The organism is Sphingomonas aerolata, assembly GCF_023935825.1.
Classification (GTDB): domain Bacteria; phylum Pseudomonadota; class Alphaproteobacteria; order Sphingomonadales; family Sphingomonadaceae; genus Sphingomonas; species Sphingomonas aerolata.
Genome location: NZ_CP098762.1, coordinates 108,277 through 134,990 on the forward strand (window position 1 = coordinate 108,277; position 26,714 = coordinate 134,990).

The 26,714-nt window shown below is 68.8% G+C and carries 30 protein-coding genes; 26 read left to right on the plus strand and 4 right to left on the minus strand.

Features of this window, described 5'->3' with window-relative positions:
• Positions 1–5: 5 nt before the first annotated feature.
• The 8 genes from NEF64_RS00460 (at position 6) to NEF64_RS00495 (ending at position 6,231) form a co-directional block, all read left to right on the plus strand.
• On the plus strand, positions 6–656 hold the full coding sequence (locus NEF64_RS00460; protein ID WP_082447095.1) for a motility protein A: 651 nt from the start codon (positions 6–8) through the stop codon (positions 654–656).
• Positions 653–1,249, plus strand: coding sequence for a flagellar motor protein MotB (locus NEF64_RS00465; protein WP_056409676.1), 597 nt, complete (start codon positions 653–655; stop codon positions 1,247–1,249). The genes NEF64_RS00460 and NEF64_RS00465 overlap by 4 nt, the downstream gene beginning before the upstream one ends.
• Entirely contained in the window at positions 1,246–1,767 is a 522-nt protein-coding gene (locus NEF64_RS00470; protein ID WP_235516553.1) for a flagella basal body P-ring formation protein FlgA, read from the plus strand. The genes NEF64_RS00465 and NEF64_RS00470 overlap by 4 nt, the downstream gene beginning before the upstream one ends.
• Positions 1,768–1,833: 66 nt before the next feature.
• Entirely contained in the window at positions 1,834–2,148 is a 315-nt protein-coding gene (flgM, locus tag NEF64_RS00475; RefSeq protein ID WP_056409672.1) for a flagellar biosynthesis anti-sigma factor FlgM, read from the plus strand.
• Entirely contained in the window at positions 2,135–2,452 is a 318-nt protein-coding gene (locus NEF64_RS00480; RefSeq protein ID WP_031394268.1) for a hypothetical protein, read from the plus strand. Before flgM ends, NEF64_RS00480 begins: the two co-directional genes overlap by 14 nt.
• A gap of 72 nt (positions 2,453–2,524) precedes the next feature.
• Positions 2,525–3,391, plus strand: coding sequence for a hypothetical protein (locus NEF64_RS00485; RefSeq protein WP_056409669.1), 867 nt, complete (start codon positions 2,525–2,527; stop codon positions 3,389–3,391).
• A gap of 3 nt (positions 3,392–3,394) precedes the next feature.
• Positions 3,395–5,455 carry a flagellar biosynthesis protein FlhA gene (gene flhA, locus NEF64_RS00490; protein WP_056409667.1) on the plus strand — a complete coding sequence of 687 codons (2,061 nt, stop codon included), beginning with the start codon at positions 3,395–3,397 and terminating at the stop codon, positions 5,453–5,455.
• Positions 5,452–6,231, plus strand: coding sequence for a FliA/WhiG family RNA polymerase sigma factor (locus NEF64_RS00495; protein WP_252574448.1), 780 nt, complete (start codon positions 5,452–5,454; stop codon positions 6,229–6,231). Before flhA ends, NEF64_RS00495 begins: the two co-directional genes overlap by 4 nt.
• Positions 6,232–6,614: 383 nt before the next feature.
• Here NEF64_RS00495 and NEF64_RS00500 read toward each other — a convergent pair whose 3' ends face one another.
• Positions 6,615–7,466, minus strand: coding sequence for a flagellin N-terminal helical domain-containing protein (locus tag NEF64_RS00500; RefSeq protein WP_056409662.1), 852 nt, complete (start codon positions 7,464–7,466; stop codon positions 6,615–6,617).
• A 243-nt stretch (positions 7,467–7,709) separates the two neighbouring features.
• Here NEF64_RS00500 and NEF64_RS00505 point away from each other — a divergent pair, with 243 nt between their 5' ends.
• From NEF64_RS00505 to NEF64_RS00590, 18 genes are all read left to right on the plus strand, one after another.
• Entirely contained in the window at positions 7,710–9,026 is a 1,317-nt protein-coding gene (locus tag NEF64_RS00505; protein ID WP_056409660.1) for a sigma-54 interaction domain-containing protein, read from the plus strand.
• On the plus strand, positions 9,023–9,385 hold the full coding sequence (fliE, locus tag NEF64_RS00510; protein ID WP_056409658.1) for a flagellar hook-basal body complex protein FliE: 363 nt from the start codon (positions 9,023–9,025) through the stop codon (positions 9,383–9,385). The genes NEF64_RS00505 and fliE overlap by 4 nt, the downstream gene beginning before the upstream one ends.
• Before the next feature lie 4 nt (positions 9,386–9,389).
• Positions 9,390–11,081 (plus strand): flagellar basal-body MS-ring/collar protein FliF, encoded by a 1,692-nt coding sequence (fliF, locus tag NEF64_RS00515; RefSeq protein ID WP_252574451.1) that lies wholly within the window; start codon positions 9,390–9,392, stop codon positions 11,079–11,081.
• Positions 11,081–12,085 carry a flagellar motor switch protein FliG gene (fliG, locus tag NEF64_RS00520; protein WP_031394705.1) on the plus strand — a complete coding sequence of 335 codons (1,005 nt, stop codon included), beginning with the start codon at positions 11,081–11,083 and terminating at the stop codon, positions 12,083–12,085. Before fliF ends, fliG begins: the two co-directional genes overlap by 1 nt.
• Positions 12,078–12,866 (plus strand): FliH/SctL family protein, encoded by a 789-nt coding sequence (locus tag NEF64_RS00525; RefSeq protein WP_056409654.1) that lies wholly within the window; start codon positions 12,078–12,080, stop codon positions 12,864–12,866. Before fliG ends, NEF64_RS00525 begins: the two co-directional genes overlap by 8 nt.
• Positions 12,867–14,192 carry a FliI/YscN family ATPase gene (locus tag NEF64_RS00530; RefSeq protein ID WP_056409652.1) on the plus strand — a complete coding sequence of 442 codons (1,326 nt, stop codon included), beginning with the start codon at positions 12,867–12,869 and terminating at the stop codon, positions 14,190–14,192.
• A complete protein-coding gene (locus NEF64_RS00535) occupies positions 14,185–14,610 on the plus strand; it encodes a hypothetical protein (RefSeq protein ID WP_031395548.1) in 426 nt (141 codons plus the stop codon). The genes NEF64_RS00530 and NEF64_RS00535 overlap by 8 nt, the downstream gene beginning before the upstream one ends.
• A 34-nt stretch (positions 14,611–14,644) precedes the next feature.
• Positions 14,645–16,411 carry a flagellar hook-length control protein FliK gene (locus tag NEF64_RS00540; protein ID WP_056409650.1) on the plus strand — a complete coding sequence of 589 codons (1,767 nt, stop codon included), beginning with the start codon at positions 14,645–14,647 and terminating at the stop codon, positions 16,409–16,411.
• A 17-nt stretch (positions 16,412–16,428) separates the two neighbouring features.
• The gene (locus tag NEF64_RS00545; protein ID WP_031394026.1) at positions 16,429–17,055 is read left to right on the plus strand and encodes a flagellar basal body-associated FliL family protein; all 627 of its coding nucleotides are present in this window, start codon (positions 16,429–16,431) and stop codon (positions 17,053–17,055) included.
• Between the two features lie 3 nt (positions 17,056–17,058).
• Positions 17,059–18,009, plus strand: a complete 951-nt coding sequence (locus NEF64_RS00550; RefSeq protein WP_031394025.1) for a flagellar motor switch protein FliM — start codon at positions 17,059–17,061, stop codon at positions 18,007–18,009.
• Entirely contained in the window at positions 18,006–18,308 is a 303-nt protein-coding gene (gene fliN / locus NEF64_RS00555) for a flagellar motor switch protein FliN (protein ID WP_031394024.1), read from the plus strand. Before NEF64_RS00550 ends, fliN begins: the two co-directional genes overlap by 4 nt.
• 4 nt (positions 18,309–18,312) lie before the next feature.
• Entirely contained in the window at positions 18,313–18,567 is a 255-nt protein-coding gene (locus NEF64_RS00560; RefSeq protein WP_031394023.1) for a flagellar biosynthetic protein FliO, read from the plus strand.
• Positions 18,564–19,439 (plus strand): flagellar type III secretion system pore protein FliP, encoded by an 876-nt coding sequence (gene fliP, locus NEF64_RS00565; protein WP_056409648.1) that lies wholly within the window; start codon positions 18,564–18,566, stop codon positions 19,437–19,439. Before NEF64_RS00560 ends, fliP begins: the two co-directional genes overlap by 4 nt.
• Positions 19,440–19,575: 136 nt before the next feature.
• The gene (fliQ, locus tag NEF64_RS00570; protein ID WP_031395965.1) at positions 19,576–19,845 is read left to right on the plus strand and encodes a flagellar biosynthesis protein FliQ; all 270 of its coding nucleotides are present in this window, start codon (positions 19,576–19,578) and stop codon (positions 19,843–19,845) included.
• A 4-nt stretch (positions 19,846–19,849) separates the two neighbouring features.
• Positions 19,850–20,623: a flagellar biosynthetic protein FliR gene (gene fliR, locus NEF64_RS00575; protein WP_031395964.1), complete on the plus strand. Its 774-nt coding sequence runs from the start codon at positions 19,850–19,852 to the stop codon at positions 20,621–20,623.
• The gene (gene flhB / locus NEF64_RS00580) at positions 20,623–21,762 is read left to right on the plus strand and encodes a flagellar type III secretion system protein FlhB (RefSeq protein WP_056409646.1); all 1,140 of its coding nucleotides are present in this window, start codon (positions 20,623–20,625) and stop codon (positions 21,760–21,762) included. Before fliR ends, flhB begins: the two co-directional genes overlap by 1 nt.
• A gap of 51 nt (positions 21,763–21,813) precedes the next feature.
• Positions 21,814–23,328 carry a flagellar filament capping protein FliD gene (fliD, locus tag NEF64_RS00585; RefSeq protein WP_056409644.1) on the plus strand — a complete coding sequence of 505 codons (1,515 nt, stop codon included), beginning with the start codon at positions 21,814–21,816 and terminating at the stop codon, positions 23,326–23,328.
• Positions 23,328–23,720 (plus strand): flagellar export chaperone FliS, encoded by a 393-nt coding sequence (locus NEF64_RS00590; protein WP_043158241.1) that lies wholly within the window; start codon positions 23,328–23,330, stop codon positions 23,718–23,720. Before fliD ends, NEF64_RS00590 begins: the two co-directional genes overlap by 1 nt.
• 4 nt (positions 23,721–23,724) lie before the next feature.
• Here NEF64_RS00590 and NEF64_RS00595 read toward each other — a convergent pair whose 3' ends face one another.
• Genes NEF64_RS00595 through lysA form a run of 3 tightly spaced genes read right to left on the minus strand, consistent with a single transcriptional unit; the run spans position 23,725 to position 26,704 of the window.
• Entirely contained in the window at positions 23,725–24,678 is a 954-nt protein-coding gene (locus NEF64_RS00595; protein WP_056409642.1) for a zinc transporter ZntB, read from the minus strand.
• On the minus strand, positions 24,675–25,445 hold the full coding sequence (locus NEF64_RS00600; protein ID WP_056409640.1) for a precorrin-2 dehydrogenase/sirohydrochlorin ferrochelatase family protein: 771 nt from the start codon (positions 25,443–25,445) through the stop codon (positions 24,675–24,677). The genes NEF64_RS00595 and NEF64_RS00600 overlap by 4 nt, the downstream gene beginning before the upstream one ends.
• Positions 25,442–26,704, minus strand: a complete 1,263-nt coding sequence (gene lysA / locus NEF64_RS00605; RefSeq protein ID WP_056409638.1) for a diaminopimelate decarboxylase — start codon at positions 26,702–26,704, stop codon at positions 25,442–25,444. The genes NEF64_RS00600 and lysA overlap by 4 nt, the downstream gene beginning before the upstream one ends.
• Between the last annotated feature and the right edge of the window lie 10 nt (positions 26,705–26,714).

Consider the following 26,714-nt stretch of genomic DNA (forward strand, 5'->3'; position numbering starts at 1 on the left):
GAGACATGATCACGCTCGCCCATCTGCTCGACCCTGCTGCCCTCGCCATCGTCGGCGGCGGCACGATCCTCGGCGTCGCCTTGCGGACGCCGTTACGCGATCTGGTCCGCGCGATCGCGGCGCTGAAGACGCTCGGCCGCGCCCGGCTCGACGGCGATGCCCTGCTCCAGCAGATCGTCGCGCTCGGCCGCATCGCCCAGCGCCACGGCGCGATGGCGCTCGACCGCACGGTCATTGCCGATCCCGACATCGCCGCCGGTATCGCGGCGATCGTCGACGGCGCGAGCGCCAGCGACGTGGCGCTGCTGATCCGGCATCGCCGTCATGCGCGAATCGAACGCCACGTCGCCGCCGCCGAGGTCTGGGCAGGTGCCGCCGAACTCGCGCCCGCGATGGGCATGGTCGGCACGCTGATCGGGCTCGCGCAAATGTTCGCGACGATGAGCGACCCGACCGCGATCGGCGGCGCGATGGCAATCGCGCTGCTCGCGACGCTCTATGGCGCGCTGCTCGCCAACCTCGTCTTCATGCCGGTCGCCAACCGCCTGCGCGCGCGAGGCCGCAACGAGGCCTTCGAACGTGCCCGGATCGAGGCGCCACTGGTCGCGCTCGCTGCGCGCGAGGCCCCACGCGCACCGTTGATGAGCGTCGCATGACGGTCGGTGATTATCCCGAGCCGCAGCCCGGGCGTCCGCTCTGGCTGATCACGCTCGCCGACCTCGCCTTGCTGCTGGTCGGCTTCTTCGTGCTCCTCCAGGCCACGCAGACCGCAGGTAGCCGTCCGCTCGCGCCCCGCGCGCTGGCGGCCGGGTTGCGCGAGGGTTTCGGCGCCTCGGTCACGCCAACCGTCGACACAGCGCGGCCGAAACTGCCTGTACCCGGCGGTCCACTGTCCGCTGCCCAACCCACGGCCCTGCCCGTTGCGGCGGCCGGCATGCTCGACTTCGCGGTCGGTTCGGCTGTGCTGCCGACGTCACCCGATACGCTGGCGGCCTGGGCGCGTGACGCGGTGCGGGACCCGCGCGTCCAGATCACCGTCACCGGATCGGTCGACGGCTCGCCCGGCGATGTCGACTCCGTCACGCGCAGCGCGGCGATCCTCGCCTCGGACCGTGCCCGCGCCGTCGCGGCCGCGATCGCCCATGTCGCCCCCGGCCGCGTGACGCTCGCGACCTCGCCGACCACCGGCCGCCGCGCCGCCATCGTCACCCAAGCCTTTGTCGGCGAACCGCCAAGGACCCCCTCATGATGCTCGCCCTGTTGATGATCGCTGCCGGTGCGCCGTCCGCCGGCTTCCAGGATATCGCCGCGCTCGATCGCGCGATCTCGGCATTCACCGGCCGGCCGATCGGTGCCGAGGGTGGCGCGCGCACGACGGTCGATTCGCGGTTGCGGCTCGCGACGTGCCCAACCGTCGCGATGTCGTGGCGGACCGAGGCGCATGACGCGGTGGTCGTCGCCTGTGCCGGCCCCGCCTGGCGCATCTTCGTCCCCGTCATCCGCCCGGCCTCCGCCCCCGGCACGACGCCGGCCACGACCCGTGCGGCCTATGCCCCGGTCGTGAAGGCCGCCCCCGTCATCCGCCGCGGCGATCCGATCGTGATCGAGGCTGGCACCGACGGCTTTTCGATCAGTCGTGAGGGCGTCGCGCTGGCGGATGCCGCCCCCGGCGCACGCTTCATGGTCAAGGTCGACGACACCCGCACGCCGGTCCAGGCGATCGCGGTCGCCAGTGGCCGCGCGACCCTGCCCGGCTGGACGAATTAATTTTGTTAAAGCTTTTCGCGCACCGGCCGTTTCTCCCTCTGTCAGCAAGAACCAGAGGGTGCAGACATGGTGGAATCGATCGGCTCGAAGCCGTTGACGGGAGGCGAGCGCACCGTCGCGCGCATCGCAGCGACGACGCCCGTCCAGCCGTCCGCCCAGCCTCTGGCGCAGGCGCCCGACCGTGCGGTCGAGGCAGAACCCTCGGCAACCTCGTCGATCGCGCTCGCGCGGACGATGGCCGCCGCAGCCCCAATCAACGAAGCGCGCGTGGCCGCGGTCAAGAAGGCGGTCGCCAACGGCACCTTCCCGATCCTGCCCGCGACGATCGCCGACCGGCTCCTCGCCTTCAAACTGGAATGGGCACCGAATGACCCGGCGTGACGCCCTGGTGCGCGTGATCGACGCGCTGCATGCCGAGATTGCGGCGCTGAAATCCAACGATGTCGCCGGCTTGGAGCGCGCGACGACGCAAAAGCTCGACGGCATCAATGCGGTCGCAACGCTCGGTACCGGCCCTGCCGGTCCCGAATTGCGCGAGCTGGCGGACGAGGCGAACCGCCTCAACGAAACCTGCCGCATCTATACCAACCTGATGGCGGCAAATGTCCGCCGCCGCCTGCAAACCTTGACCGGCGAGGGCGGCATTGCCGGCTATCGCCCGCGCATGGGTGCGGCCTACGCCTGATCCGCGCAGCCGGGCAAGATCTGGCACGCCCCTTGCTGTGTAGTGTCCTGAAACAGGGACATTACTCGCGGGATGACCGTCAATCCTATCACTACCGGCCGGATCCAGTCCGCGATCGCGCTTGCGAGCAGCAAGACGGGCGTGGATTTCGACTATCTACTCGGCCAGGCGAAGCTCGAAAGCGGGCTTAACGCCAATGCCAAGGCGGGCACGTCGAGCGCGTCGGGTCTGTACCAGTTCATCGAACAGAGCTGGCTCGCGGTCGTCAAGAAGCACGGCGCGGAGCACGGCCTGGGCTGGGCGGCCGACAGCATCGGCCAGTCCTCGGGCGGGCATCTGGGCGTTGCGGATGCGGGCACGCGTCAGGCGATTCTCGCGCTGCGCAACGATCCCGCCGCCGCCTCGATGATGGCGGCCGAACATGCGTCGGACAACAAGGACGCGCTCGAGGGCAAGCTCGGCCGCACCGCGACCGGCACCGATCTGTACATGGCGCATTTTCTGGGGCTCGGCGGCGCGTCGAAGTTCCTGACGACGATGCAGGCCAATCCCGACGCGAGCGGCGCCGCGCTGTTCCCTTCCGCCGCGCGCGCGAATCGCGGCGTCTTCTACGAGTCCAACGGTACGCCGCGCTCGCTGTCGGCAATCTACGAGCGGTTCTCGACGAAGCTCGGCGCCGCCGCCGCGGGCGCGACCGGTTCGACCACGACCCGCTCGGTCCAGTTCGCCGCACAGGCGCTCGACATGGACGGCAGCACGGTCGTCACCGGCAACAATGAAAGCGCCGAGGACGCGCTCGCCTGGGCGACGTCGACGATGGGCCGGTTCGGCACCCGGAACGCCGGCTTCAATGCGGGCCAGAATTCGGCGAGCCTGCTCCGCCCAACGCCCGACACCGCGCGGCTCGCCTATCTGATGCTCGCGAAGATGGGGGGCTAAGCCATGAACCGCCTGCTCTCCAACGCCCGTGCATCGGTCCTGCCGCTCGCGATCCTGATGCTCGTGCTCGTCATGGTCGTGCCGATCCCGGCATTCATGCTCGACATCTTCTTCGTCGCGAACATCGCGATCAGCCTTGCCGTGCTGATGGTCGCGCTCAACGCGCAGAAGCCGCTCGATTTCTCCGCCTTCCCGACCGTGCTGCTGTTCGCCACGCTGTTCCGCCTCGGCCTCAACGTCGCCTCGACGCGTATCGTGCTCGTCCACGGCCATGAGGGCGAGAGCGCGGCGGGTCACGTCATCGAGGCGTTCGGCACCTTCCTGATCGGCGGCGATTATGTCGTCGGCATCTTCGTCTTCGCGATCCTGATGATCATCAACATGATCGTCGTCACCAAGGGCGCGGGCCGCGTCTCCGAAGTCAGCGCGCGCTTCACGCTCGACGCGCTGCCCGGCAAGCAGATGGCGATCGACGCCGATCTGAACGCGGGGCTGATCACCCCCGACGAGGCGAAGGCGCGCCGTATCGAGGTGTCGACCGAGGCCGATTTCTACGGCTCGATGGATGGCTCGTCGAAGTTCGTGAAGGGCGACGCGGTCGCGGCGATGCTGATCCTCGCCGCCAACATCATCGGCGGGCTGATCCTGGGGCCAGTCAGCCACGGCATGTCGATCGCCGACGCCGCGCACAACTACATCCTGCTCGCGATCGGCGACGCCCTCGTCGCACAGCTTCCCTCGCTGATGCTGTCGATCGCCGCAGCGTCGATCGTCACGCGCGTCACCTCGGACAAGGATCTCGCCGGCCAGATCGGCGGCCAGTTCGGATCCCCGCGCACCTGGACGCCGGTCGCAGTGATCCTCGCGCTGCTCGGCGTCCTGCCCGGCATGCCGCACATGGTCATCCTGCCCGCCGCCGCGATCGCCGGGTTCGCAGCCTGGAAGCTGCGCCAGATCGAGCGTCGCCCCGCCCCCGTCGTCATCGCCCCCGTCGAGGCGATCGACCAGTCGAAGATCGGCTGGGACGAGGTCACCGACGGCATGCAGGTCAATCTCGACATCGGCTACGGCCTCGTGCCGCTGGTCGACGACCGCCGCGGATCGCCGCTGATGGGCCGCATCACCGGCGTCCGTCGCCAGCTGTCGAAGGAGCTGGGCTTCGTCGTGCCGCAGGTCCGCGTCCGCGACGACATCAACCTTGCCCCCTATGTCTACCGCATCATCGTCAACGGCGTCGTCGTCGGGGAGGACACCGTGTCGCCCGACGACATGCTCGCGCTCGACACCGGTCAGGCGTTCGGCTCGCTGATCGGCAAGACCACCAAGGATCCGACTTTCGGGCTCGACGCGACCTGGATCTCGACCGCGGACGCCGATGCGGCGACCGGGGCTGGCTATCTCGTCGTCGATTCCGGCACCGTGGTCGCGACGCATCTCAACCACCTGCTCGGCCAGACCGCGTCCGATCTGCTCGGCCCCGACGAGGTCCAGGCACTGCTCGACGGGCTGAAGGAGCGCGCGGCGCAACTCGTCACCGCGCTCGCGCCGATCCCGATCACCACGCTGACCCAGGTCCTGAAAGGGCTGCTCGCCGAGAACATTCCGCTGAAGGAATTCCGCAGCATCGCCGCAGCGATCGCGGTCGCCGCCCAGCGCAGCCAGGATGCCGAGGAGATCATCGAACTGATCCGCCCGCGTCTCGGCTCGCTGATCATCCAGAAGCTGTGCGGGATGCGCGAGCCGCTCCGCGTGATGACGCTCGAGGGGCATCTCGAAGGGCTGCTCGGCCAGGCGATGCGTGCCGACCAGTCGCGCCGCCACGTCATCGAACCCGATCTCGGCCGCCGCATCGTCGAGGCGCTGCAAAATGCCGCGCAGCCGCTGATCGCCGAGGCCAAGCCGTTCGCGCTGGTCGTCCAGCCCGCGATCCGCCTCGCAATCCGCAAGCTGGTCCGGACCTGTCTGCCTGATACCCCGGTCATGTCGTTCTTCGAAGTGCCCGAGGACAAGGCGGTCGAGGTCGTCGCGGTCATCGGCGCACCGCAGCAGGCACTGGCCGCATGAGCGCCGAACCGATGACGGCCGCGTTCGACAAGGCCCGCCCCGCGCGCGCCGGCGAAATTCCGACGGGGCCGCTCACCTATCGTCCCCAGCAACGCCCTGGCGGCGACCCCGATCAGCTCGCCAAACAGCATCTCGCCATGGTCCGCCGGATCGCGTGGCACGTGCATGGCAGCATGAGCAGCATCGTCGAGGTCGAGGATCTGGTGCAGGTCGGCCTCGTCGCGCTGGTCGAGGCCGCGGCCGGGTTCGAGGAGCGCGGCACGCCGTTCAAGGCCTATGTCGCGACCCGCCTGCGTGGCGCGATGATCGACGAACTGCGGCGCCAGGCGACGACGACGCGCGGCGCGATGCGCCGCCGCCGGCAATATGCCGACGCCATTTCCACGCTCACCGCCCAGACGGGCAAGGCCCCCGGAGACGCCATGATCGCCCAGCATATCGGCGTCAGCATCGACAAGCTGCGTAGCGACTATGTGACCGCGGACGCGATCCGGTTCGATTCGATCGACGAGGTCTATGCCGACGACATGCCGTGGTTCGCCGACGACACCCCCGACGCGTTCGAACAGCTCGCCGACAGCGACCTGCGCGGCGCGCTGATCGCCGCGATCACCGCGCTGCCCGAACGCGAGGCGCAGGTGATCCAGCTCTATTATGTCGAGGAGATGAACCTCGAGGAGATCGGCGCGGTCTTCGACATCGGCGCCGCCCGCGTCTGCCAGATCAAGGCGTCCGCGCATGCGAAACTGAAGAAGGCGCTCGCCCGCAAGGTCTGACGTACCCCTCATCCTCCCCCGCCAGGGGGAGGTGGCAGGCGCAGCCTGACGGAGGGGGCGGGGCGGGGGAACTGGTGTTGCGTTTCCGCCCCCTCCGTCGCCTTTGGCGCCACCTCCCCCTGGCGGGGGAGGATAGAGCGTATGAACATTGCCGATGATGTGTTGCCCGCGGATCATACCGCCGCCGCGCGGATGCGCGCCGCCTGTCCGATCGCCATCGCGAGAATAGCGCAAGCGAACCTCGCGCGAGCCAACCGCTACTACCCCAACGCACAAAACCCCGGCGGCCATAGGCCACCGGGGTTCGCTGCGCCCCGTTTGCCGGGGGCGATCCGACTGGCGCCGGCACCCGATCGGGGGCCGGTGCCGGCGCCGGGATCGGATTACTGAAGCAGCTTCAGCACGCCCTGCTGGCTCTGGTTCGCCTGGCTCAGCATCGCAGTCGACGCCTGGCTCAGGATCTGCGCCTTGGCGAGCGCCTGAGTCTCGGCCGAGAAATCGGCGTCCTCGATGCGGCTCTTAGCGTCCGACAGATTGGTCGAGTTCGACGTCATGGTGTTGACGGCGGACTGCAAACGGCTCTGCGAAGCGCCGAGCGTCGCACGCGCGATCGAAACAGCCTTCAGGCCTGCGTCGACATTCGTTAGAGTCGTTTCCGTTGCGGTAATGGACGCTGCAGCAGTGGCACCAACGACGCTGAGACCGGCCGTGCTCAAGTTGGTTACATCAACCTGCGGCTTCGCGATCAAAACCTTATCGCCGGCGTTAGCTCCGACCTGGATCGTAAAGCCCTCGGCTTCCGTACTTGCCGTTGCACCCTTGTTGAAGATCGGAGTGCCGTTGAATTTCGTATCGGTCATTACCGAGTTGATCTGCGTGGTCAGCTCGGTGACTTCTGCCTGGATGTTCGTGCGGTCATCCTGTGAATAGGTGCCGCTTTTGGCCTGCACGGCCAGCTCGCGAACGCGCTGAAGCATGTTGCTGACTTCGCCGAGTGCGCCTTCGGCCGTCTGCGCCAGAGCAATACCGTCATTGGCGTTGCGGATGCCCTGGTTCATGCCCTTGATCTGCGCAGTCATGGACGATGCGATCGCGAGACCCGCTGCGTCGTCCTTGGCCGAGTTGATGCGCTTGCCGGTCGAAAGGCGTTCCATCGCGGTCGACAGAGCAGCGTTGGCATTGGTCGACGCGGTCGCGGCGCGCAGCGACGAGATGTTGGTCCCGATAACAGTCATGATTAAGCTCCTTCATGCCGGCTACCCCGCCGCCCCCGTGGCGAAGGACCGAGCCGTCAGGATGGGTAACGGCCGCGCTTCTCCGGGCTTTAGAGAAAAAAATCCGCCCCTCGCGCACCGGCGTGGCGCGCTCCCGTACACGCGCGCGCGAACGCGCCCGGAAATAGTTTGCCGCGACGCGGCACGATTTAACCGCGCCTTTACCCTCAAGGCCGCATTCCCGAATCGTCACAGGGGGACTTCATGCGCTCGATCTTTCCATCCGCTGCCGTCACGGCGCGCAAATATGCGCTCGTCTCGTCCCTGCGTGCGCAAGGCTTCGGGATCGGATCGCTCGACACGGCACAGCCGGGCGCGAACGACCTGTTCCTCGTCGCCGAGGGCGAGGCCGTCGCCTACCCCGCGCGCACCGTCGTGATCGGTTCGGAAGGCCGCAGCGTCACCCCGTCGCGGAGCGGCGCGCCCGCGCGGATCGGCTTCGCCGCCGAGGATACCGCGGTCGGCAACGGCTTTGCCCGCGCGCTGATCGGCGGGCCCGACATGCCGACCGCCGCCGACCCCGAATCGCTCGCGCTGCTGGCGCTGGCCGAGCGCGTTGCCGCCGCCGACATCACCGTGCTGATCAACGGCCCGACCGGCACCGGCAAGGAAGTGCTGGCCCGCGCGATCCACAATGGTTCGCCGCGCAAGGCCGGCCCGTTCATCGCGATCAACTGCGCAGCACTTCCCGAATCGATGCTCGAGGCGATGCTGTTCGGCCACCAGAAGGGCGCGTTCACCGGCGCGTCGTCGGGCGGTGAGGGCTTTTTCCGCGCCGCGAACGGCGGCACGATCCTGCTCGACGAGATCGCCGAGATGCCGCTGACGCTGCAGGCGAAACTGCTCCGCGTGCTGCAGGAGCGCGAGGTCGTGCCGCTCGGCGCGACCGTGCCGCAGCCGATCGACGTCCGCGTCATCGCCTGCGCCAACCGCGACCTGCAGGGCGAGGTCGCTGCAGGCCGGTTCCGCGCCGATCTCTATTACCGTCTCGCGGTGTTCCCGCTCACCACCAAGTCGCTCGCCGAGCGGCCGCAGGATATCCCCGCGCTCGCCGCGACGATGATCCTGCGTCATGCCGGCAACCGCAACGTCATTCCCTGGCCGTCGCGCGCGGCGATCGAGGCGCTGATGCTGCACGACTGGCCGGGCAATGTCCGCGAGCTCGAGAACGTGATCCAGCGCGCGCTGCTGTTCTGCGGCGGCGACACGATCGAGGCGAGCCATATCCTGTTCGATCGCCCGGTGACGATGACCTTCGCCCCGCGCCCCGCGCCGGTCGTCGCGCCCATCGCCGAACCGCTCGTGCCCGTTGCCGAGACGCCCGCCGAACCGCAGACCGACACGCTGGGCACCATCGTCCAGATGAGCGAGTTCGCCGCGATCCGCGAGACGCTGAAGGCATGCGGCGGCAGCCGGATCGAGACCGCGCGCCGGCTCGGCATCTCGGAACGCACGCTGCGCTACCGCCTCGCCAAGGCGCGCGAACAGGGTGAGGACTTCGCCCGGGTGATGTCGGCATGAGCGGCGTCAGCGGAATCGGCGGCGGCGCGATGAGCGTCGACCGCGTCATGGCGCTGCGCTCGCAGATTCTCGAGCGCAACCAGGCGCTCGCGCGTGCCAGCCAGACCGGCCCGATGGTCGCGCCGACCGAGACGAAACCCGTCAGCTTCGGCGACACGATGGAAACCGCGCTGAAGAGCGTGAACGAGGGCCAGACCCAGGCCGCCAAGCTCAGCGAAAGCTATGAGCGCGGCGAGACCGTCGACATCGCCAAAGTGATGCTCGCGCGCCAGCAGGCGTCGGTCGGGTTCGAGGCGACGCTGCAGGTCCGCAACAAACTCCTGTCCGCCTACAAGGACATCATGAGCATGCCGGTGTAATGATATGAGCACTGCCCTCATCCCCGCTTCGTCGGCCAATGGCCTCCCCGAGAAATTCGCCAACCCGCTCAAACAGATAAAGTCCGCCTTCGCGCAGCCCGCGGTACGTCGCTCGCTGCCGATGGTGCTGATGATCGGCCTGATCGCCGCTGCCGCGCTCGCGTGGATGACGCTGTCCTCGCCGACGCAGAAGACGCTGTTCACCAACCTGCCCGATGCCGACAAGGCCGCGGTCACCTCCGCGCTGACGACCGCGAACATCAAGAGCCGGATCGACGATTCGACGGGCTCACTGACGGTTGCCGAGGAGGATTACTCGCGCGCACGGATGCTGCTCGCGGGCCAGGGCCTGCCCAAGGCGGCACCCGGTGGTTACGCGATCCTCGACCAGCTGCCGATGGGCGTCAGCCGCGCGGTGGAAGGCGAACGCCTGCGTCAGGCGCGCGAATCCGAGCTCGCCCGGTCGATCGAGGAGATCGACGCGGTCGCCGAGGCGCGCGTGCATCTCGCGACGCCCGAAGCCTCGGTGTTCGTCCGCGACAATGCCGCGCCCTCGGCCTCGGTGATCCTGAAACTGCAGGGCGGCCGATCTTTGAGCGACGCACAGGTCGCCTCGATCATCAACCTCGTCGCATCGTCGGTACCCGGCATGAAGCCCGATTCGGTGACGATCGTCGACCAGATGGGCGCGCTGCTGACCAAGCCCGGCGGAGTCGACGGCGTCGGTGCGGCGGGCGACAAGCGGATCGAGATCCAGCGTCGCGTCGAGGACAAGTACCGCACCCAGCTCATCCAGCTGCTGACCCCGCTGGTGGGGGCCGGCAACTTCACCGCCGAAGTCCAGGCCGACGTCAATCTGGACGAGACCCAGGCGACGCGCGAAAGCTATGACAAGCAGGGCGTGCTGCGCGCCGAGACGGGCAACTGGACCGGCAACCAGAAGGACGGCGCGGCGACACCGGGGGGCATCCCCGGCGCGCTCAGCAACACGCCGCCCGCCGCCAGCACGCTCCAGGCACCGCAGCCCGCGACCGGCAATCCCGGCATGCCGCAGCCCGTCGCCGGCGGCCCCACCCCCGACGCGATGAAGCAGTCCGACCAGTATCAGCGCGCCTATGACCTGGGCCGCGAGGTGTCGGTGACCCGCGCCACCCCGGGCAGCGTCAAGCGCCTGTCGGTCGCGGTACTGTTGCGCGATCCCGACAAGACGCGCCGCACCGCGATGGAGATCAACCAGATCACCGACCTGGTGAAGAGCGCGGTCGGCTTCGACCAGACGCGCAACGATAATGTGACGGTGATCAGCCGCAAGTTCGCCGGCGCCGATGCCGCCGCCGATACCGGCCCCGCCTGGTACGACAATGCATGGCTGCCGGTACTCGCGCGCAACGCAACCGCGATCGTCATCGCGCTGCTCGTCCTGCTGCTCGGCGTGCGGCCCATCGCCAAGGCGCTGATGAAGAAGCGCGAGGACGCGACGCCGCGGCCCGCCTTCGGCCAGACGATCGAGGGTGCCGAGGGCGAGGGCGCCGAAGCCCTGACCGGTCCGGTCGTCGTCCCCCCGGTCAGCCTCGACCAGCTCGAAAGCTCGCGCGGCTATGACGAGCGGGTCGGCGCGGTCCGCGGCTTCACCCGCGACAATCCGACCCGCGCCGCGCTCGCCGTGCGCGACATGATCAAGGCGGACGCACGCTGATGGAGGGCTTGCGCACCTATACCGGCGTGGAACGTGCCGCCGTGCTGATGATGCTGGTGGGCGAGGACGAGGCCGCCGCGATCCTTCAGAAGCTTGACCCGGAGGAGGTTCGTCAGCTTGGCGCGGCGATGTTCAAGGTTGCCGATGTCTCCGAGCAGGAGGTCGAGACGGTGCTCGACGATTTCGTCGACCGCGCACGCGAGCGCACGACGATCGGCTTCGACCCCCGTCCCAAGATCGAGGCGGTGATGAACCGCGCACTCGGCCGCGAAAAGGCCGAGAGCGTCCTCGCGCGGATCACCCCGGCCGAGGCGGCGTGCGAACTCGAACTGCTCGACTGGCTCGATGCGAGCGAGATCGCTGCGATGATCGAGAAGGAGCATCCGCAGATCGCCGCGGTGCTGATCGCCAATCTCGACGCGTCGGTCGGCGGCCAGGTGCTCGAACTGATGCCCGATGCGGTCCAGCCCGACATCCTCCACCGCATCGCCCGGCTCGGGCCGATCACGCCCGAGGCGGTCGACACGCTGCGCACGCTGCTCGCCAACCGCACCGGCACCGGGTCGAGCGGCCAGGGCGTGACGCTGGGCGGCACGCGCGAGGCGGCCAAGATCCTGTCGGGCGCGCGCAAGGCGACCGAACAGCGCGTCATGCCCAAATTGTTCAAAATCGACCGCGACGTCGCCAAGGCGATCGAGGAGGCGATGTTCGTGTTCGACAACCTGCTCGAGCTCGACGACAAGAATCTGGGCACGCTGATCCGCAACGTCGATGGCGAGATCCTCACCAAGGCGCTGAAGGGCGTCGACGAGGCGGTGCGCAACCGCTTCCTCGGCTGCATGTCGGCGCGCGCCGCCGACGGCATTCGCGACGAGATGGAGTCGCGCGGACCGATGCGGCTCGCCGAGGTGCTCGAGGCGCAGAAGGCGATGATCGCGACCGCACGCGGGCTCGCCAAGGACGGCACGATCATGATGGGCGGAGGCGAGGACGATTATGTCTAAGTTTGTCGGGGCATCCGGTTTCGTCGCGGGTTTCGCCGCGCGCCACGACACCGCGGCGCAGCTGCTCGCGCACGCCTTCGCGCCGCCGATGGGCTTTGCCGCTGCCGATATCCGCGATCGTGTCGCCGCCGCACCGCGCCGGGCGACCGGGTTCGCGCCGCAGGGCGCCACGCCCACGCCGCCCCCGAGCGCGCCGACTCCGGGGCCGAAGCATTTCAGTCCCGCCGACAAGGACAGCAATCCGACCGAAGGCTGGGATCCGCTCGATCCCGCCAGCGAGACCGAGAGCTTCCTTGATCCGCTCGCCGCCGCGCATGCCGCAGGCTATGCCGAGGGCCTCGCCGCCGCAGCCGCGGTGGCACAGGGGAATGCCGCGCGTGACCAGGCGCTGCTCGCCTCGCTCGCCGCCGCGCTCGCCACCGACCGGCTCGACCGCGACCGGGTCGCGACGCAGCTTCGTCAGACCGTCCTGCTGCTGGTCGGCAAGCTGGTCGGCGAGATCGGCATCTCGCCCGATCTGCTCGCTGGGCGGATCGAATCCGCGACCGAACTGCTCGCCGATTCCGCCGAGGCCGCGTTGCTGCGCCTGCATCCCGACGACGTCGCGCTGATCGAAGGCACGCTGCCCAAGTCGATCTTTGCCGCCGGCGACCCCAATGTCGCCCGCGGCAGCTTCGTGCTCGAAAGCGCGTCGACGATCGTCGAGGACGGCCCTGCCATGTGGCTCGACCAGCTCGCCAGCGCGATCGACCGCGTCGCGGTGCCCGCGAAAGCCGCCTGAGTGCTGAACCGCTTCACCGCCGATTATCTCGAAACGCTCGGCAACGCCGATTTCGTCGCGGCCCCCAGGGTGTCGGGCCGGCTCGCCTCGTTCGACGGGCTGCTGATGGAGGCGGTCGGGCTGACCCTGCCCGTCGGCACCGTGTGCAAGGTCGGCGAGGGCAGCGCGAGCGTCGAGGCGGAGGTGATCGGCTTTCGTAACGGGCGTACGCTGATGATGAATCTCGGTGGTCCCGCCGCGCTCCTGCCGCGTGCGCCGGTCAAGCCGATCGGTCCTCCGGGCGAGGCCGAGGTCGGCGCCGCACTGCTCGGTCGCGTCGTCGACGGCGCGGGCAAGCCGATCGACGGCCTCGGTCCGATCCGCGGGGCCGGCCGCTGGCCGCTCGCGGGCAAGCTCCAGTCGCCGCTCGACCGTGGCCGCGTGCTTCAGCCGATGGACGTGGGCGTGCGCGCGATCAACGGCCTGCTGACGATCGGCCAGGGTCAGCGCGTCGGCATCATGGCGGGGTCGGGCGTCGGCAAGTCGGTGCTGCTCGGCATGATCGTCCGCGCCGCGCAGGCCGACGTGATCGTCATCGGGCTGATCGGCGAGCGCAGCCGCGAGGTCGCCGACTTTCTTGAGACCAAGGTCGCCGGCGCCGCCCGCGCACGCTCGGTCGTCGTCGCGGTGCCCGCCAATCACTCGCCCGTGCTCCGCATCCGCGGCGCGCTGCGCGCCACCGCGATCGCCGAAGGGTTTCGCGACGAGGGCAAGAAGGTCCTGCTGATCATGGATTCGCTGACCCGCGTCGCGCATGCCGGCCGCGAGATCGGCCTCGCGCTCGGCGAACCCGCCTCCGCACGCGGCTATCCGCCGTCCGCCATCGCGATGCTGCCGAACCTGATCGAGCGCGCGGGCGTCGACGTCCATACCGGCGGGTCGATCACCGCGATCTATACCGTACTGGCGGACGGCGATGACGGCAACGACCCGGTCGTCGATTCGGCGCGCTCGATCCTCGACGGGCATATCGTGCTGAGCCGCCAGCTGGCCGAGCGCGGCGTGTATCCCGCTATCGACATCGGCCCGTCGGTCAGCCGCGTGATGACCGACATCGCCGATGCGCCGCATGTCCGGGCCGCGCGCGTACTGCGCCGCAATCTGGCGACCTATGAGGAAAATCGCGACCTCGTGCTGATGGGCGCCTATCGTGCGGGCGCCGACCCCGCGATCGACAATGCGATCGCCTGCCACGGCGCGATCATGGAGTATATCCGCCAGGATTCGGACGAGAAGGTGTCGCTGGCGGATTCGGTGGCCGAGCTGGTCGGTGTCTTCGGTGGCTGACGCCCGCGCCAAGACGCTGGCACGGATCCACCGCGTCCGGACCTTGCAGCTCGGCCTGACCCGCGCCGACGAAGCCCGCGCGCACGACAAGGCCGCCAGCGAACAGGCGCTGTCCACCCGGATTTCCGGCCTGGCCGCCGCCGTCGCTCCCGTGGAACAGACGGCGGTCGCGGTCTCGCTGGGGGCGTCGGCGCATTACCGCGAACGCCTGCAACAGTCCGCCGACGCCGCGGTCGAGCGCGTCCGGTCGGCGGAATATCAGGTCGCGCGTGCCACCGATGCGACCCGCGCCGCACAGCGCGACCAGAGCGCGGTCGAAAAGCTCATCGCGCGTGCGCAGGCCGATGCGGTCATCCGGGAGCTGCGCGCGCTCGAGGAGGCACCGGCCTGCAGGAAGAACCGGCACGATCCTTGCTGAGTACGGGCTGACACCGCCCTATTCGAGAGATTGCATGATCCTGCCCGCGCTCGCCTCCCCTCCTGGCCTCGCCCTTACGGCCGCGCCACGCGTGGCGGGCGGTGAGTCCGCGGGTGATTTCGGCGGCACGCTGGCCGCGCTGCTGGACACCGGGCTGGTGGCCGACGTCGCACCGGCCGATATCACCACCCGGCAACCGGCCGTCATCGGCGGCAAGCCCTTGCCGGATGCCGCCGCCCAGGCCGAAACACTGCCGTTCTGGTCGCCGGGCGTCGCCTTCGTCCAGGTGCCGGTCGCGGCAACAGCGGACATTAAAACCGACGTACCGGCGGCCGCAGCGGCGGCCGCGCTGACGCCGGTCGCATTGGGCACGTCCGCGCTCACGCCGGCGAAATCGCCGCTTGCGTCGTCGCTGGTCGGCGGAGGCGGCGAGGTGCCGATCGAAGGCCCGGACCCGGCACCGGTCGAAAACCGGCTTCCGCCGCCGTCGGAGCGCGTCATCCGGATCGGCCTGCGCGGCACCGAACGTCCGACCACGGCGAAACGTCCGCGCGATTCCGACGCCACCGACGACACACCGACAGAACAGGCGACGATCCCCGGGGCAGCCCCGACCGCCGTGCCGGTCGTGACCGATGCCCCCCAAGCCCTGCCGCCCGCCGCACCGCAGGCAACGCTGCCCGAAGCTGGTATCGGCACGGCAACGTTGGCGGGAGACGCGTTCGCCAGGTCGAACATGCCCGGCGCGCGACAGGCTCCCCCTCTCTCGACGATGCCAGAGCCGCTACCCGCCGCTGCGTTTGCGCGCGACGCTGGAAGGAAGCCTCCTGCCCTTCAGTCCGGGATCGCCCCGCCAGCGACGGCGGATACGCCCGCCGTCGATGAGACGCCAAGCAGCAATGCCCCGCCGCCGCCTTCCGGCGCACGCCCGGCATTTGCCGCGGCTTCCGATTTCCAGGTCGCCGCCGCGATCCTGTCGGGCACCCGCCCGGTCGCGCTTTCCGACACCCCCAGCCTGCCAGCAGGGGAAGCGTTGCCGCCGCCCGCCTCTTTCAATGGCACGGTCATGCCCTTGCCGGCACCGGGCGCGCCGGCTCAGGCTCCGGCACTGCCGCCCGCAGTTGCCGCGGACTCCGCCAGCGCCGACACGCCGCCACCGCGATGGTCGTCACGCGACGGCGCACCACCCGTGACCCTCGTCGTGCAGCAGCCGCCCGCCGCCGCCACACAGCCGCAACCCGGCACCGTTGCCTCCGCCGCGCAGGTCTTCGGCGCCGCGATCCAGGCGGCGGCGCAGCGCCGTGACGAGCCCCGCCTACGGGACGACACGACGCTGCTCGCCCCGCTCGCCGCCGCCGGCACCGTTCACGCACTTGCCCCGACCGTGGACGTACAAGCGCCGCTCGACATGCGCCAAGACCGTTGGCCAACTGCGATGATCGAGCGGATCGATATTCTGCGCGATGCGGCCAACACGACCGACACGCGGATCCGCCTGATCCCCGATGCACTCGGCACGATCGACGTCTCGGTCCGCAAGGACGGCGATACGCTGCATGTGCATTTCGCCGCCGAACAGGCCGCCACGCGCACGCTGTTGCAGGACGCGCAGCCGCGGCTGGCCGAACTCGCCGATGCGCGCGGGATAAAGCTGACGCAGAGCAACGTCGATACCGGCGCCGGCCAGCAGCAGCAGCAGCAGCGCGCTGCGACGCCGCACCAGCCTTCGGCGCCTGCGCGTGCCCGCGCCGGAACCGCGACCGCCGCCGATACCGATTTTACCGACACCCGACTCGCCTGACCCGAAGGACTGCCTAGATGAGCGACAAGACCGAAGCCCCCGTGCCCAAGAAGAAGGGGAAGATGGGCAAGATGATCATCGGCGGCGTCGCGCTGCTCGTCCTGGTAGGCGGCGGCGTCGGGGCTGGCGTCTATGCCTCGAGCGCGGGGCTGATCGGCGGCGGCCATGCCGCGGCCGATGACGGCAAGCCCAAGCTCATTCCGAAAAGCGAGCAGAAGTCCGCCGGGGCCGAAGGGGACGGCGAAGGCGGCGGGCATGGCGGCGGCGAGGATGCCGCACCCGAGAATCACGGCATGGCGCCGCCTGCGGGCGAGGGCGGCGACCGCTATGCGTCGACCTATTATGCGCTGGAGAAGGAATTTACCGCCAACCTCCAGGACAGCGCGCATTTCATCCAGGTCGGCGTCGCCGTCTCGACGCCCTATGACAACAGCGTCATCGACCATCTCAAGACCAACGAGATCGCGGTCCGCTCCGCGATCCTGATGGCGCTCGGCGAGGCGACCGAAGACGAGGTGTTTACCGCGCAAGGCAAGCGCAAATTGCAGGGCGAACTGGCCAAGGCGATCAACGCGACGCTCAAGCAGAAGGAAGGTTTCGGGGGGATCGGTAACGTTTACTTTACCAGTTTCGTCGTTCAGTGAGGCATGGTTAACGCCCCCCCAGAAAAGACGATGCGCGAGCGGCGCGAGCGCGATCGTCCCCAGGCGGCCCATTCGGGCATGCTGGGGTCGGCCAAGCTCAATCCCTTCGGTGACCTCCACACGCTGCAGCATCTGTCCGCCCGGTTCGCGCGGACGTTGCGCGGCGTGTTCGAGCCGATGCTGCGCCAGGAAGTGCGCAGCTGGGCCGAGCCACTCGTCGTCCAGCGTTTTGCCGACTACCGGGCGGAGCGCGGCGACGGGCTGATCGCCTGGCTGCCGATGGTGATGACGCCGGGCGCCGCGCAGGCGCTGTGCGTGATGGACGGGCGATTCATCCTCGAGCTGCTCGACCTGTTCTTCGGCGGAACGGGCGCGGTACCACCGGTGCTGCCGGCCGAATTCTCGCCCGCGGGCGAAGCGATGATCGCGCGGATCGGCCAGCTGATCGCGACCCCGCTCAAGACCGCGTGGGAGCCGATGGCGCGGTTCGAGTTCCAGCCGACCCGTGTCGAGGTGAACCCGGCGATGATCGCCGAGCTCGACGGCGAGGATGCGATGATCGTCACCCGCTTCGGGCTGGCGACGGGGGCGGGCAAGCCGGTCTTTCTCGACCTCGTCTATCCGGTCACCGCGCTCAAGCCGCACGCGCCGTCGCTCACCACCAAGGTGCTCGGCAAGACCGCCGAGCCCGATCCGGCCTGGCGCAACGAGCTGACCCGCGCGGCGATGAACATCCGCTTCCCGATCCGCTCGGTGCTCGCCGAACCCGTCGTGTCGCTGCAGATGCTGATGGACCTGAAACCCGGCGACGTGATCCCGATCACGATCTCGGGCGACGTCCCCGTGATGGTCGGTAACGACCGGCTTGGCTGCGGCACGGTCGGCACGTCCAACGGCTTCGCCGCCATCCAGCTCACCTCCATTACCCGTATCGACGAAGGATTCGCAGCATGACCGACATGGCCGGTACTTTTCCGGTCGACGCCGCCGTGGCCGCCAATTTCAGGCTGCTACAGGACGTCGACGTCAAGCTGACCGTCGAAATCGGCTCGACCAGCCTGACGCTGCGCGAACTGCTCGCGCTGAGCGAAAGCAGCGTGATCGAGCTCGATCGCCAGGCCAACGAGCTGCTCGACGTGTTCGTCAACGGCACGCTGATCGGCCGCGGCGAGGTCGTCACCGTCGGGGAGCGGTTTGGGGTGCGGATGACCGAGCTGGTCAGCCCCGACAAGTCGCTCGCGGCGCGCGGCTGATCCGATGCTCTGGTCCTATATCCTGAAACTCGTCATCCTCCTGCCGCTCGTCTGCGGGCTGATGGTCGGCTGTCTGCTGCTGTGGCGCAAGTTCGAGAGCCGCATGCCCGGCAAGCCCACGTCGCGGCTGATTGGCGTCAAGGAAACGATGATGATCTCGCCGGGCCTGCGCCTCGCGGTGATCGATTTCGAGGGCCGGCGTCTGCTCGTCTCGGTCGGTCGCGGCGGCGTGCACCTGATCGACAAGGTCGACGCATGAGCCTGATCGTTACGCGCAAGGGGTCGGGCCCGGCGCTGATTACCGCTGTAGAGGTCAGGACGCAGTCGCGTGGCGCTGCGTGGCTGTGGGTCGGCCTCGCGCTGCTGGTCGCCCTGTTCCTCGCCATGCCGGCCTTCGCGCAGGCCGTCCCCGCCCCCGCCAGCCCGGCGGTCGGCGACGCGGTCGACCGCGCGCTCGGCCAGCTCGGTGGCCAGGCAGCGGGCAATAGCGGGCAGAGCGGCTCGCTGTCGCTGTCGCTGCAGGTCCTCATCATCATGGGGCTGCTCACGGTCCTGCCGGGCATCCTGCTGATGATGACCAGCTTCACGCGGATCATCATCGTGCTGGCAATCCTGCGCCAGGCGCTCGGCCTGCAGCAAACGCCGCCCAACCAAGTGCTGCTCGGCCTGTCGCTGTTCCTCAGCTTCTTCATCATGGCGCCGACGATCACCCAAATCAACACGACCGCGATCCAGCCCTATGCCGCCGGCCAGCTCGCGGGCACGCAGATGATCACCACCGCGGGCGTCCCGCTCCACGCGTTCATGGTCAAGCAGACGCGGATCAAGGACGTCACGATGTTCGCCGAGATGGCGAAGTCGGGCCCCTATGCCTCGCCGCGCGACATCCCCTTCTCGGTCCTGCTGCCGGCGTTCGTCACCTCGGAGCTCAAGACCGCGTTCCAGATCGGCTTCCTGATCTTCCTGCCGTTCATCGTCATCGACCTCGTCGTCGCGACCGTGCTGATGTCGCTCGGCATGGCGATGCTGTCGCCGACGATCATCTCGATGCCGTTCAAGCTGCTGCTGTTCGTGCTCGTCGACGGCTGGGCGCTGACAATGGGCAGCCTCGCCAACTCGTTCGCGACCTGACCCGGTGGATGCACCCACACTCCCGTTCGTGCCGAGCGCAGTCGAAGCACATGAGTCCCAGGCCCTTGGACGTCAGCTCGAACGCCTGCCTTCCAGGCAGTCGATGGGCTCAGGGCGAACGGAAGCATCATAAGCCATGGACGCGCAATATTTCCTGACCATCGCCAACCAGACGATGTGGGTGCTGGCGCTCGCCAGCGCGCCGATCCTGATCCCGGCGCTGCTGGCCGGGCTGATCCTCGGCATGATCCAGGCGGCGACATCGATCAACGAACAGACGCTGTCGTTCGTGCCGAAGCTGCTCGTCGTCGCGGTGTCGATCATGATCTTCGGCAGCCTGATCCTCGGGCTGCTGAGCGACTTCACCGTCAGCATCTTCGAACGCATCCCCGATCTGGTGAAATAGGCAGGTGCTCGGCTTCGGCCTCTCAATCGAGCCGCAGCTCTGGGCACTGATGTTCGTCATGGTGCGGATCGGCGCGACGTTCATCGCCGCGCCGGTGTTCGGCAACGTGTCGGTACCCGTCACCGTGCGCGTCACGCTGTCGGGCGCAATCGGCTTCCTCGTGCTCGCCGCGCACCCGGTCCAGCCGCCACAGCAGATCTTCGCGACGGCGACCGTGCTCGCGGTCGCCGCCGAGGCGCTGGTCGGGCTCGCGCTCGGCTTCGTGCTGCAGATCGCGTTTGCCGCGCCGGTGATCGCCGCCGAGATCATCGGCGGGTCGATGGGCCTCGGCTTCGCCTCGTCGGTCGATCCGCAGAACGGCCGGTCGAGCCCCGCGCTCGGCCAGTTCTTCTCGATCATGCTGACCTTGCTGTTCCTGTCGATGGACGGCCATCTCGTGCTCGTCGAGATGCTCGTCAAAAGCTATGACGTGATGCCGCCCGGCGCCGCATGGCTCGGCGTCGACCGGCTGCGGGGGATCGCGTTCTTCGGCGGCTATGCGTTTCTCGCCGGGCTGCTGCTCGCGCTGCCGGTCGGCTTCCTGCTGCTGTGCCTCAACATCGTCGTCGGCATGATCAGCCGCGCCGCACCCGCGCTCAACCTGTTCTCGGTCGGCCTGCCTGCGAGCCTCGCGGTCGGCGTCGTCGCGCTCGCGGTCGGCTTCCCGGCGATGGGCGACTATATGGTCGTGATCATCCGCGAAGGCCTCGAAGCCACGCAGAGCCTGGTGCTCGGCTGATGGCGGACGAATTCGGCGAAAAGACAGAAGCCCCGACCGACAAGCGCAAGAAGGACGCGGTCGAGAAGGGCGACATCCTTCGATCGCGCGACTTTGCCACCGCGCTCAGCATGCTCGCGGGCGTCGCCTGGCTGATCTATGCCGGCCCCTCGCTGATCGCCGCGTGCAAGGCGGTGATGGCGTCGAGCTTCCAGTTCGGGCGCGCGGACGTCGAGGATTTCTCGCCCTGGCGCCCGCTCCAGGAAGCGGGGTGGAAGCTTGCGCCGTCGCTGGTCACGCTGTTCGTCGTCAGCCTCGTCGCCGCGGTGCTCAGCCAGGCGGGGCTTGGCTCGCTCGGCTTCAACGGCAAGCTGCTCGCGCCCAAGTTCACGCGCATCAACCCCACCTCGGGTCTCAAGCGGATCTTCGGCCCGACCGGATGGATCGAGCTCGGCAAGTCGCTGCTGAAGGTCGCGCTGCTCGGCACGATCGGCGGCTGGATGCTGTGGCAGGCATCGCACACGACGATGGGGCTCGCCTCGTCCGCCGATCTCAACCAGGCGCTGACGACGCTCGGCGGGACGTTCTCGTCGATCCTGATCGCGATGGCGTTCGGGCTCGTCGCGATCGCCGGGATCGACGTGCCGATCCAGATCATCCGCCGCCTCGGCAAGATGCGCATGTCGAAACAGGAGGTGAAGGACGAGCACAAGGACAATGAGGGCAATGCCGAGGCCAAGGGTCAGCAGCGCGCCAAGATGCGTGCGATGGCAAGCGGCAACATGCGCAAGGCGGTCGGCGAGGCGCATGTCATCCTGACCAACCCGACGCATTTCGCGGTCGCGCTGCGCTATGATCGCGGCAAGGACCAAGTGCCCGTCGTCGTCGCCAAGGGCCGCGGCGCGACCGCGCTGGCGATCCGCGAACTCGCCGCGGAGACCCGCGTACCCGTGCTCGAATATCCGCTGCTCGCGCGTGCCGTCTATTATACGAGCAAGGAGAACCAGGAGGTTCGCGACGACCTGTACATGGCGATCGCGACCGTCCTCGCCTTCGTCTTCGGGCTGAACGCGGCGGCGGGCGGCACGCCGATGCCGCAGCCCGCGATCACCGTGCCGGTCGATGCGCGGTTCGACGAAAACGGCGTGAAACTTCCCTAAAGATCCGGCGGCCGCGGTCGTTATTCCATTCGAGCGCGCAAGGATTCCGGCATGGCAATTTCGACGACGAGCAGCACCGCGACGCCAACCCCGGCGGCCACGCCGACGCCGACCGCGGCGAGCGTGACGAAGAACGCGGCGCAGTCGCTGCTGACCTCGCTCAATGCCGGCTCGGGGATCGACACCGCAAGCCTGGTGCCCTCGCTGGTCGAGGCGCAGTTCGCGGCCAAGACTGCGCAGCTGACCGCCAAGTCGAAGACGATCACCACGCAGATCTCGGGGCTCGCATCGCTGAAGAGCGCGATCTCGGGCTTCTCGACCGCCTATGCCGCGCTGGTGAAGGGCGGCACGCTGACCAGCCAGCCGACCAGCTCCAATACCGCCGCGCTCGGCGTCAGCGCGCTGGCGGGCGCGAAGGTCTCGGGGCTGTCGTCGACCATCTCGGTCAACCAGCTCGCCGGCGCGCAGACGATCCGCACCACCGCCGCGGTCGCCGATCGCACCGCGGTGATCGGCTCAGGCAGCTTCACGCTCAATTTCGGCACCGCCACCTATGACGCGGCGGGGACGACGATGACCGGCTTCACCGCAGGCGGTGGCACCGCGGTGACGATCGACGTCACCGACGCCAGCCTCGACGGGATCGCTGCGGCGATCAACGCGAAGGGCGCAGGCATCACCGCCTCGGTCGTGACCGATTCGAACGGCAGCGCCTATCTGTCGATGAAGGGCGCGACCGGCGCTTCACAGGCGTTCACGCTGAACGCGACGACGGACACGAGGGGCAAGCTGGCCGCCTATAATGTCGGGCCCGGCGCGACCAACACCAGCGTCACGGCGACGGCGCAGAATGCCAAGCTGACCGTCGACGGGATCGCGGTCGAGCGCGCGAGCAACACGATCAACAACCTGGTGACGGGCGTCAAACTGCAGCTCAACGCCGTGTCCACCGGCCCGGTCACGCTGGGCAGCACGACGCCGACCAGCGCGCTGTCGCAGGCGGTATCCGACGTCGTCGAGACCTATAACCAGGTCATGGCAACGCTGACCGAGCAGACCGACCCGGTGACCGGCGTGCTGCGCGCGGACCCGGCGGCAAAGACACTGTTGTCGTCGCTCAAGGCGCTGACGCTGGCGCCGCTGTCGGGCGACACCGGTGGCGGCAGCCCGACGACGCTCGCGCAGATCGGCGTCGCGACCAATCGTGACGGCACGTTGCGCGTCGATGCCGCCGCGCTGTCGAACGCGATGTTGACCAATTCGACCGCGATCGAGACGATGCTGAACGGCTCGGCGGACGGCAAGACGGGGCTTGGCGCGGTGCTGAACGCGATCACGACCAGCGCGACCAACACGACGTTCGGGCTCGGCGCCTCGCAGACGCGCTACACCGCCGCGCAATCCGCGATCGCCGATGCCGAGGCCAAGATCGCGGATCAGTCCGCGGCGATGACCACCCGCCTGACGCAGCAATTCTCGAGCATGAATTCGCGCGTGTCGTCGTACAAGTCGATCCAGAGCTTCCTCACCAACCAGATCGCCGCCTGGAACAAGAGCGACTCGTGATGTACGCAACCACCCTCACGCGCGACCCGTTCGCCACCTATCGCCAGATCGACGCGGTCGGCCGCACCACGACCGACGGCCCGGGCCTCGTCCAGCTGCTCTACAAGGAACTCGTCGCGGCGCTGCGTGCCGCCGCCTGGGCCTCCGACAATCGCCAATATGCGACCAAGAGCGACCGCGTGACCCGCGCGACCGCGATCCTGTTCGCGCTCGAAGCGGGGCTCGATTTCGACCGCGGCGGCGCGGTGTCGGAAACGCTCGCGCGGCTCTATGCAGGCGCGCGCCGGACGATCGTCGACGCATCGGTCGGCCAGGACGGCTCGATCTTCCGCACCACCGCGGACACGCTCGACGAGATCGCGCAGGCCTGGCGCACCGCCAGCGCGGCCTGAGCCGCTACCGTTCGAACCAGTGCCGCTGGACGAAGTAGATCACGATACCCAGCGCGATCACCAGGCAGCCGCCCGCGATCGCATCGAACGCCCAGGGCTCCTCGGCAAAGGGCAGCCCTTTCACGTTCATCCCGTACAGCCCGGTCAGGAACGTCAGCGGCAGGAACACCATCGCCGCGACCGAGATGATCAGCGAGCGATTGTCGATCTGTTCCGCGCGCAGGTCGGTCAGCGCCTCGTGCGTCAGCGCGGATCGCTCGCGGATCGATTCGAGCTCCTCGGCCATTCGCGCCGCGCGGTCCGCCGCCGCCGCCAGATGCAGCCGGTCGTCGTCGCGCAGCCAGTCGCCGGGCAACGCAGCCAGTTTCTCGAGCGCGGCACGCTGCGGATTGAGAAACCGGCGATAGCTGATCGCCGCCACGCGGACCTCACTGACGGTGCGGCGCAGGGCGAAGACATGCTTGGCGTCGAGGCGCTCCTCGCAATCGTCGAGCTCGTCGCCCAGCGCCGCCACCTCGGGGTCAAGATCGGTGGTGATCGCGGTCGCGAACGCGGTGATCAGGTCGCCGGGATCGCGCACCCGCCCCGCCTCGACCTCTTTTTCAACCAGCGGGATCGCGACCAGCGGCTTGCGCGTCAGCGAATAGACGCGTCCCTTGACCACCCAGATGCGCAGCGACGCGAGCAGGTCGGACGAATCCATCTCCTCGTTCGTCCGCCCGCGCAGGTTGAGGAACGCCCCCTCGCCGACTGCCTCGCAACGCGGCCGCGTCTCGGTCGCGGTCAGTGCGTCGATCACATAGGATTCGAGCCCGGCCTCGTCGCGAAGCCAGGCCTGCGCCTCGTCCTCGGTGGTCGACAGATGCACCCAGACCAGATCGCCGCTCGCGGCCGGCGCCGCCTCGACCGCGAGCCGCGACGCGACTCCGTCAGCGACCTTGAACCCGAACCCGCTCACGCGCGCATCGCCACATCGACAACCAGCCCCGAACCCTGCGCATCGGGCGGCGCATCGCACGGGATCCGTGCCGCATCCGCGCGCGCGCGATCGAGGATCGCCGGGGGCACGTCGCTGCGGTGATAGACCCGGTCGGCGCTGGCAAGTGCCCGCGCCTGCCGCAATGTCAGATCGTCGGGGTCACGCGATGCGAGCGTCATCCGCACGATCGCCCCGTCCTGCACCGATCCCCGGTCGAGCCAGCCGGCCACGTCGCGCGACGGTCCGAGCGGATCGAGCACGCCCCCCGGCGCAAGCGCATCGGCCAGCGCACGCCGTCTCGCACCGCCATCGGGGAAGCGCGTACGCATCGCGCCCCGCGCGCGCTGCAGTGCGCTTGCCAGCCCGCCCAGATCCGCCGGCACCAGCGCCTCGAGCCGCTGCCGCAATGCCGCCGCCAGCCCGGCCGACGCGCCGCCGGTCCCGATCGCGATCAGCACCGGCTCGCGGTCGACGATCGCGGGCAGCGTGAAGTCGCAATGCTCGGACCGGTCGACCGCATTGACGAGCACACCGCGCGCCTTGAGCCGCGCGACCGCCTCGAGCGCCTCCGCCTCGTCGTCGATCGCGACGATCGCCAGCGCGGCCATGGCGGCCTCATCGGTGACGACGTGCGCGCCGGCGCGGTCGAGCAGCCGGCGTTTCGCATCCGCCGCCTCGCCCTCGCCCAGCAGGATGACCGGGCGACCCGCCAGCCGCACGAACAGCGGCAGGCTGTGCAGGCTCACCGCTTGAGCCATTCGGGAACGCGCTCGGCGGCCAGGATCGTCTCGGGCTCGATCCGGTCGGCGACCACCGCGAACCGGTCGCCATCGACCAGCACCTCGGGCACCAATGCGCGGCTGTTATAGGTCGACGCCATCGTCGCGCCGTACGCGCCCGCGGTGCGGAACACGCCCAGATCGCCCGACTTCACGACGTCGATGTCACGCCCCATCGCAAAGGTGTCGCCGGTCTCGCACACCGGCCCGGCGATGTTCGCGGTCATCCGCTCGCCGCCCGGCTCGACCGCGACGAAGTCGTGATAGGCATCGTACATCGCGACGCGCGCGAGGTCGTTCATCGCCGCATCGACGATCACATAGGGGTTGGTGACCCCCGGCTTCACCCAGATGACCTTGGTCAGCAGCACGCCGGCATTCCCTGCGATCACGCGCCCCGGCTCGAACATCAGCTCGACGTCCCAGCCGGCGGTCGCACGTGCGACCATCGCGCCATAGTCGGCCGGGCTCGGCAGCACGTCGTCGGGCTTGTACGGTACGCCGAGACCGCCGCCCAGATCGACCCGGCTGATGACGTGCCCCGCCGCGCGCAGTTCGGCGACGAGTTCGCCGATCCGCGCATAGGCCGCCTCGAGCGGGGCGAGATCGGCGAGCTGGCTGCCGATATGGATCGCCACCCCGCGCAGGTCGAGCCCGTCATGCCGGGCCAGCCGATCGAACATCGCCGGTGCCTGGTCGATCGGCACGCCGAACTTGTTCTCCTTGCGCCCGGTCGAAATCTTGGCGTGCGTGCCCGCATCGACATCGGGGTTCACGCGCAGCACCGCCGGTGCACGAATACCGCGATCGCGGGCGAGTGCGGCAAGCACCTCGCCCTCCTCCTCGAGCTCGAGGTTGAACTGGCCGATCCCGGCATCGAGCGCGCGGGCGAGCTCGTCGCGGGTCTTGCCGACGCCCGAAAACACGATGTCGGACGCGGGAATGCCCGCCGCCAGCGCGCGCGCCATCTCGCCCGCCGACACCACGTCCGCGCCGTAACCCTCGTCTGCCAGGACGCGCAGCACGGCGACGTTCGGATTGGCCTTGATCGCATAGGCCAGATGCACGCGCCCCGCGCCTTTCAGCGCATCGCGGAACACCTGCGCATGACGGCGGAACGTCGCGGTCGAATAGACATAGACGGGCGTCCCGACCGCCTCGGCGATCGCGGGAAGCGCGACGTCCTCGACATGAAGGACGCCGTCGCGATAGTGGAAATGGTCCATGCTGGCCTGT

Excerpts from the sequence above, each read along its gene's own strand:
- NEF64_RS00460 (WP_082447095.1), top strand. The coding sequence starts at position 6 with ATGATCACGCTCGCCCATCTGCTCGACCCTGCTGCCCTCGCCATCGTC.
- NEF64_RS00465 (WP_056409676.1), top strand. The coding sequence starts at position 653 with ATGACGGTCGGTGATTATCCCGAGCCGCAGCCCGGGCGTCCGCTCTGG.
- NEF64_RS00470 (WP_235516553.1), top strand. The coding sequence starts at position 1,246 with ATGATGCTCGCCCTGTTGATGATCGCTGCCGGTGCGCCGTCCGCCGGC.
- flgM (WP_056409672.1), top strand. The coding sequence starts at position 1,834 with ATGGTGGAATCGATCGGCTCGAAGCCGTTGACGGGAGGCGAGCGCACC.
- NEF64_RS00480 (WP_031394268.1), top strand. The coding sequence starts at position 2,135 with ATGACCCGGCGTGACGCCCTGGTGCGCGTGATCGACGCGCTGCATGCC.
- NEF64_RS00485 (WP_056409669.1), top strand. The coding sequence starts at position 2,525 with ATGACCGTCAATCCTATCACTACCGGCCGGATCCAGTCCGCGATCGCG.
- flhA (WP_056409667.1), top strand. The coding sequence starts at position 3,395 with ATGAACCGCCTGCTCTCCAACGCCCGTGCATCGGTCCTGCCGCTCGCG.
- NEF64_RS00495 (WP_252574448.1), top strand. The coding sequence starts at position 5,452 with ATGAGCGCCGAACCGATGACGGCCGCGTTCGACAAGGCCCGCCCCGCG.
- NEF64_RS00500 (WP_056409662.1), bottom strand. The coding sequence starts at position 7,466 with ATGACTGTTATCGGGACCAACATCTCGTCGCTGCGCGCCGCGACCGCG.
- NEF64_RS00505 (WP_056409660.1), top strand. The coding sequence starts at position 7,710 with ATGCGCTCGATCTTTCCATCCGCTGCCGTCACGGCGCGCAAATATGCG.
- fliE (WP_056409658.1), top strand. The coding sequence starts at position 9,023 with ATGAGCGGCGTCAGCGGAATCGGCGGCGGCGCGATGAGCGTCGACCGC.
- fliF (WP_252574451.1), top strand. The coding sequence starts at position 9,390 with ATGAGCACTGCCCTCATCCCCGCTTCGTCGGCCAATGGCCTCCCCGAG.
- fliG (WP_031394705.1), top strand. The coding sequence starts at position 11,081 with ATGGAGGGCTTGCGCACCTATACCGGCGTGGAACGTGCCGCCGTGCTG.
- NEF64_RS00525 (WP_056409654.1), top strand. The coding sequence starts at position 12,078 with ATGTCTAAGTTTGTCGGGGCATCCGGTTTCGTCGCGGGTTTCGCCGCG.
- NEF64_RS00540 (WP_056409650.1), top strand. The coding sequence starts at position 14,645 with ATGATCCTGCCCGCGCTCGCCTCCCCTCCTGGCCTCGCCCTTACGGCC.
- NEF64_RS00545 (WP_031394026.1), top strand. The coding sequence starts at position 16,429 with ATGAGCGACAAGACCGAAGCCCCCGTGCCCAAGAAGAAGGGGAAGATG.
- NEF64_RS00550 (WP_031394025.1), top strand. The coding sequence starts at position 17,059 with ATGGTTAACGCCCCCCCAGAAAAGACGATGCGCGAGCGGCGCGAGCGC.
- fliN (WP_031394024.1), top strand. The coding sequence starts at position 18,006 with ATGACCGACATGGCCGGTACTTTTCCGGTCGACGCCGCCGTGGCCGCC.
- NEF64_RS00560 (WP_031394023.1), top strand. The coding sequence starts at position 18,313 with ATGCTCTGGTCCTATATCCTGAAACTCGTCATCCTCCTGCCGCTCGTC.
- fliP (WP_056409648.1), top strand. The coding sequence starts at position 18,564 with ATGAGCCTGATCGTTACGCGCAAGGGGTCGGGCCCGGCGCTGATTACC.
- fliQ (WP_031395965.1), top strand. The coding sequence starts at position 19,576 with ATGGACGCGCAATATTTCCTGACCATCGCCAACCAGACGATGTGGGTG.
- flhB (WP_056409646.1), top strand. The coding sequence starts at position 20,623 with ATGGCGGACGAATTCGGCGAAAAGACAGAAGCCCCGACCGACAAGCGC.
- fliD (WP_056409644.1), top strand. The coding sequence starts at position 21,814 with ATGGCAATTTCGACGACGAGCAGCACCGCGACGCCAACCCCGGCGGCC.
- NEF64_RS00590 (WP_043158241.1), top strand. The coding sequence starts at position 23,328 with ATGTACGCAACCACCCTCACGCGCGACCCGTTCGCCACCTATCGCCAG.
- lysA (WP_056409638.1), bottom strand. The coding sequence starts at position 26,704 with ATGGACCATTTCCACTATCGCGACGGCGTCCTTCATGTCGAGGACGTC.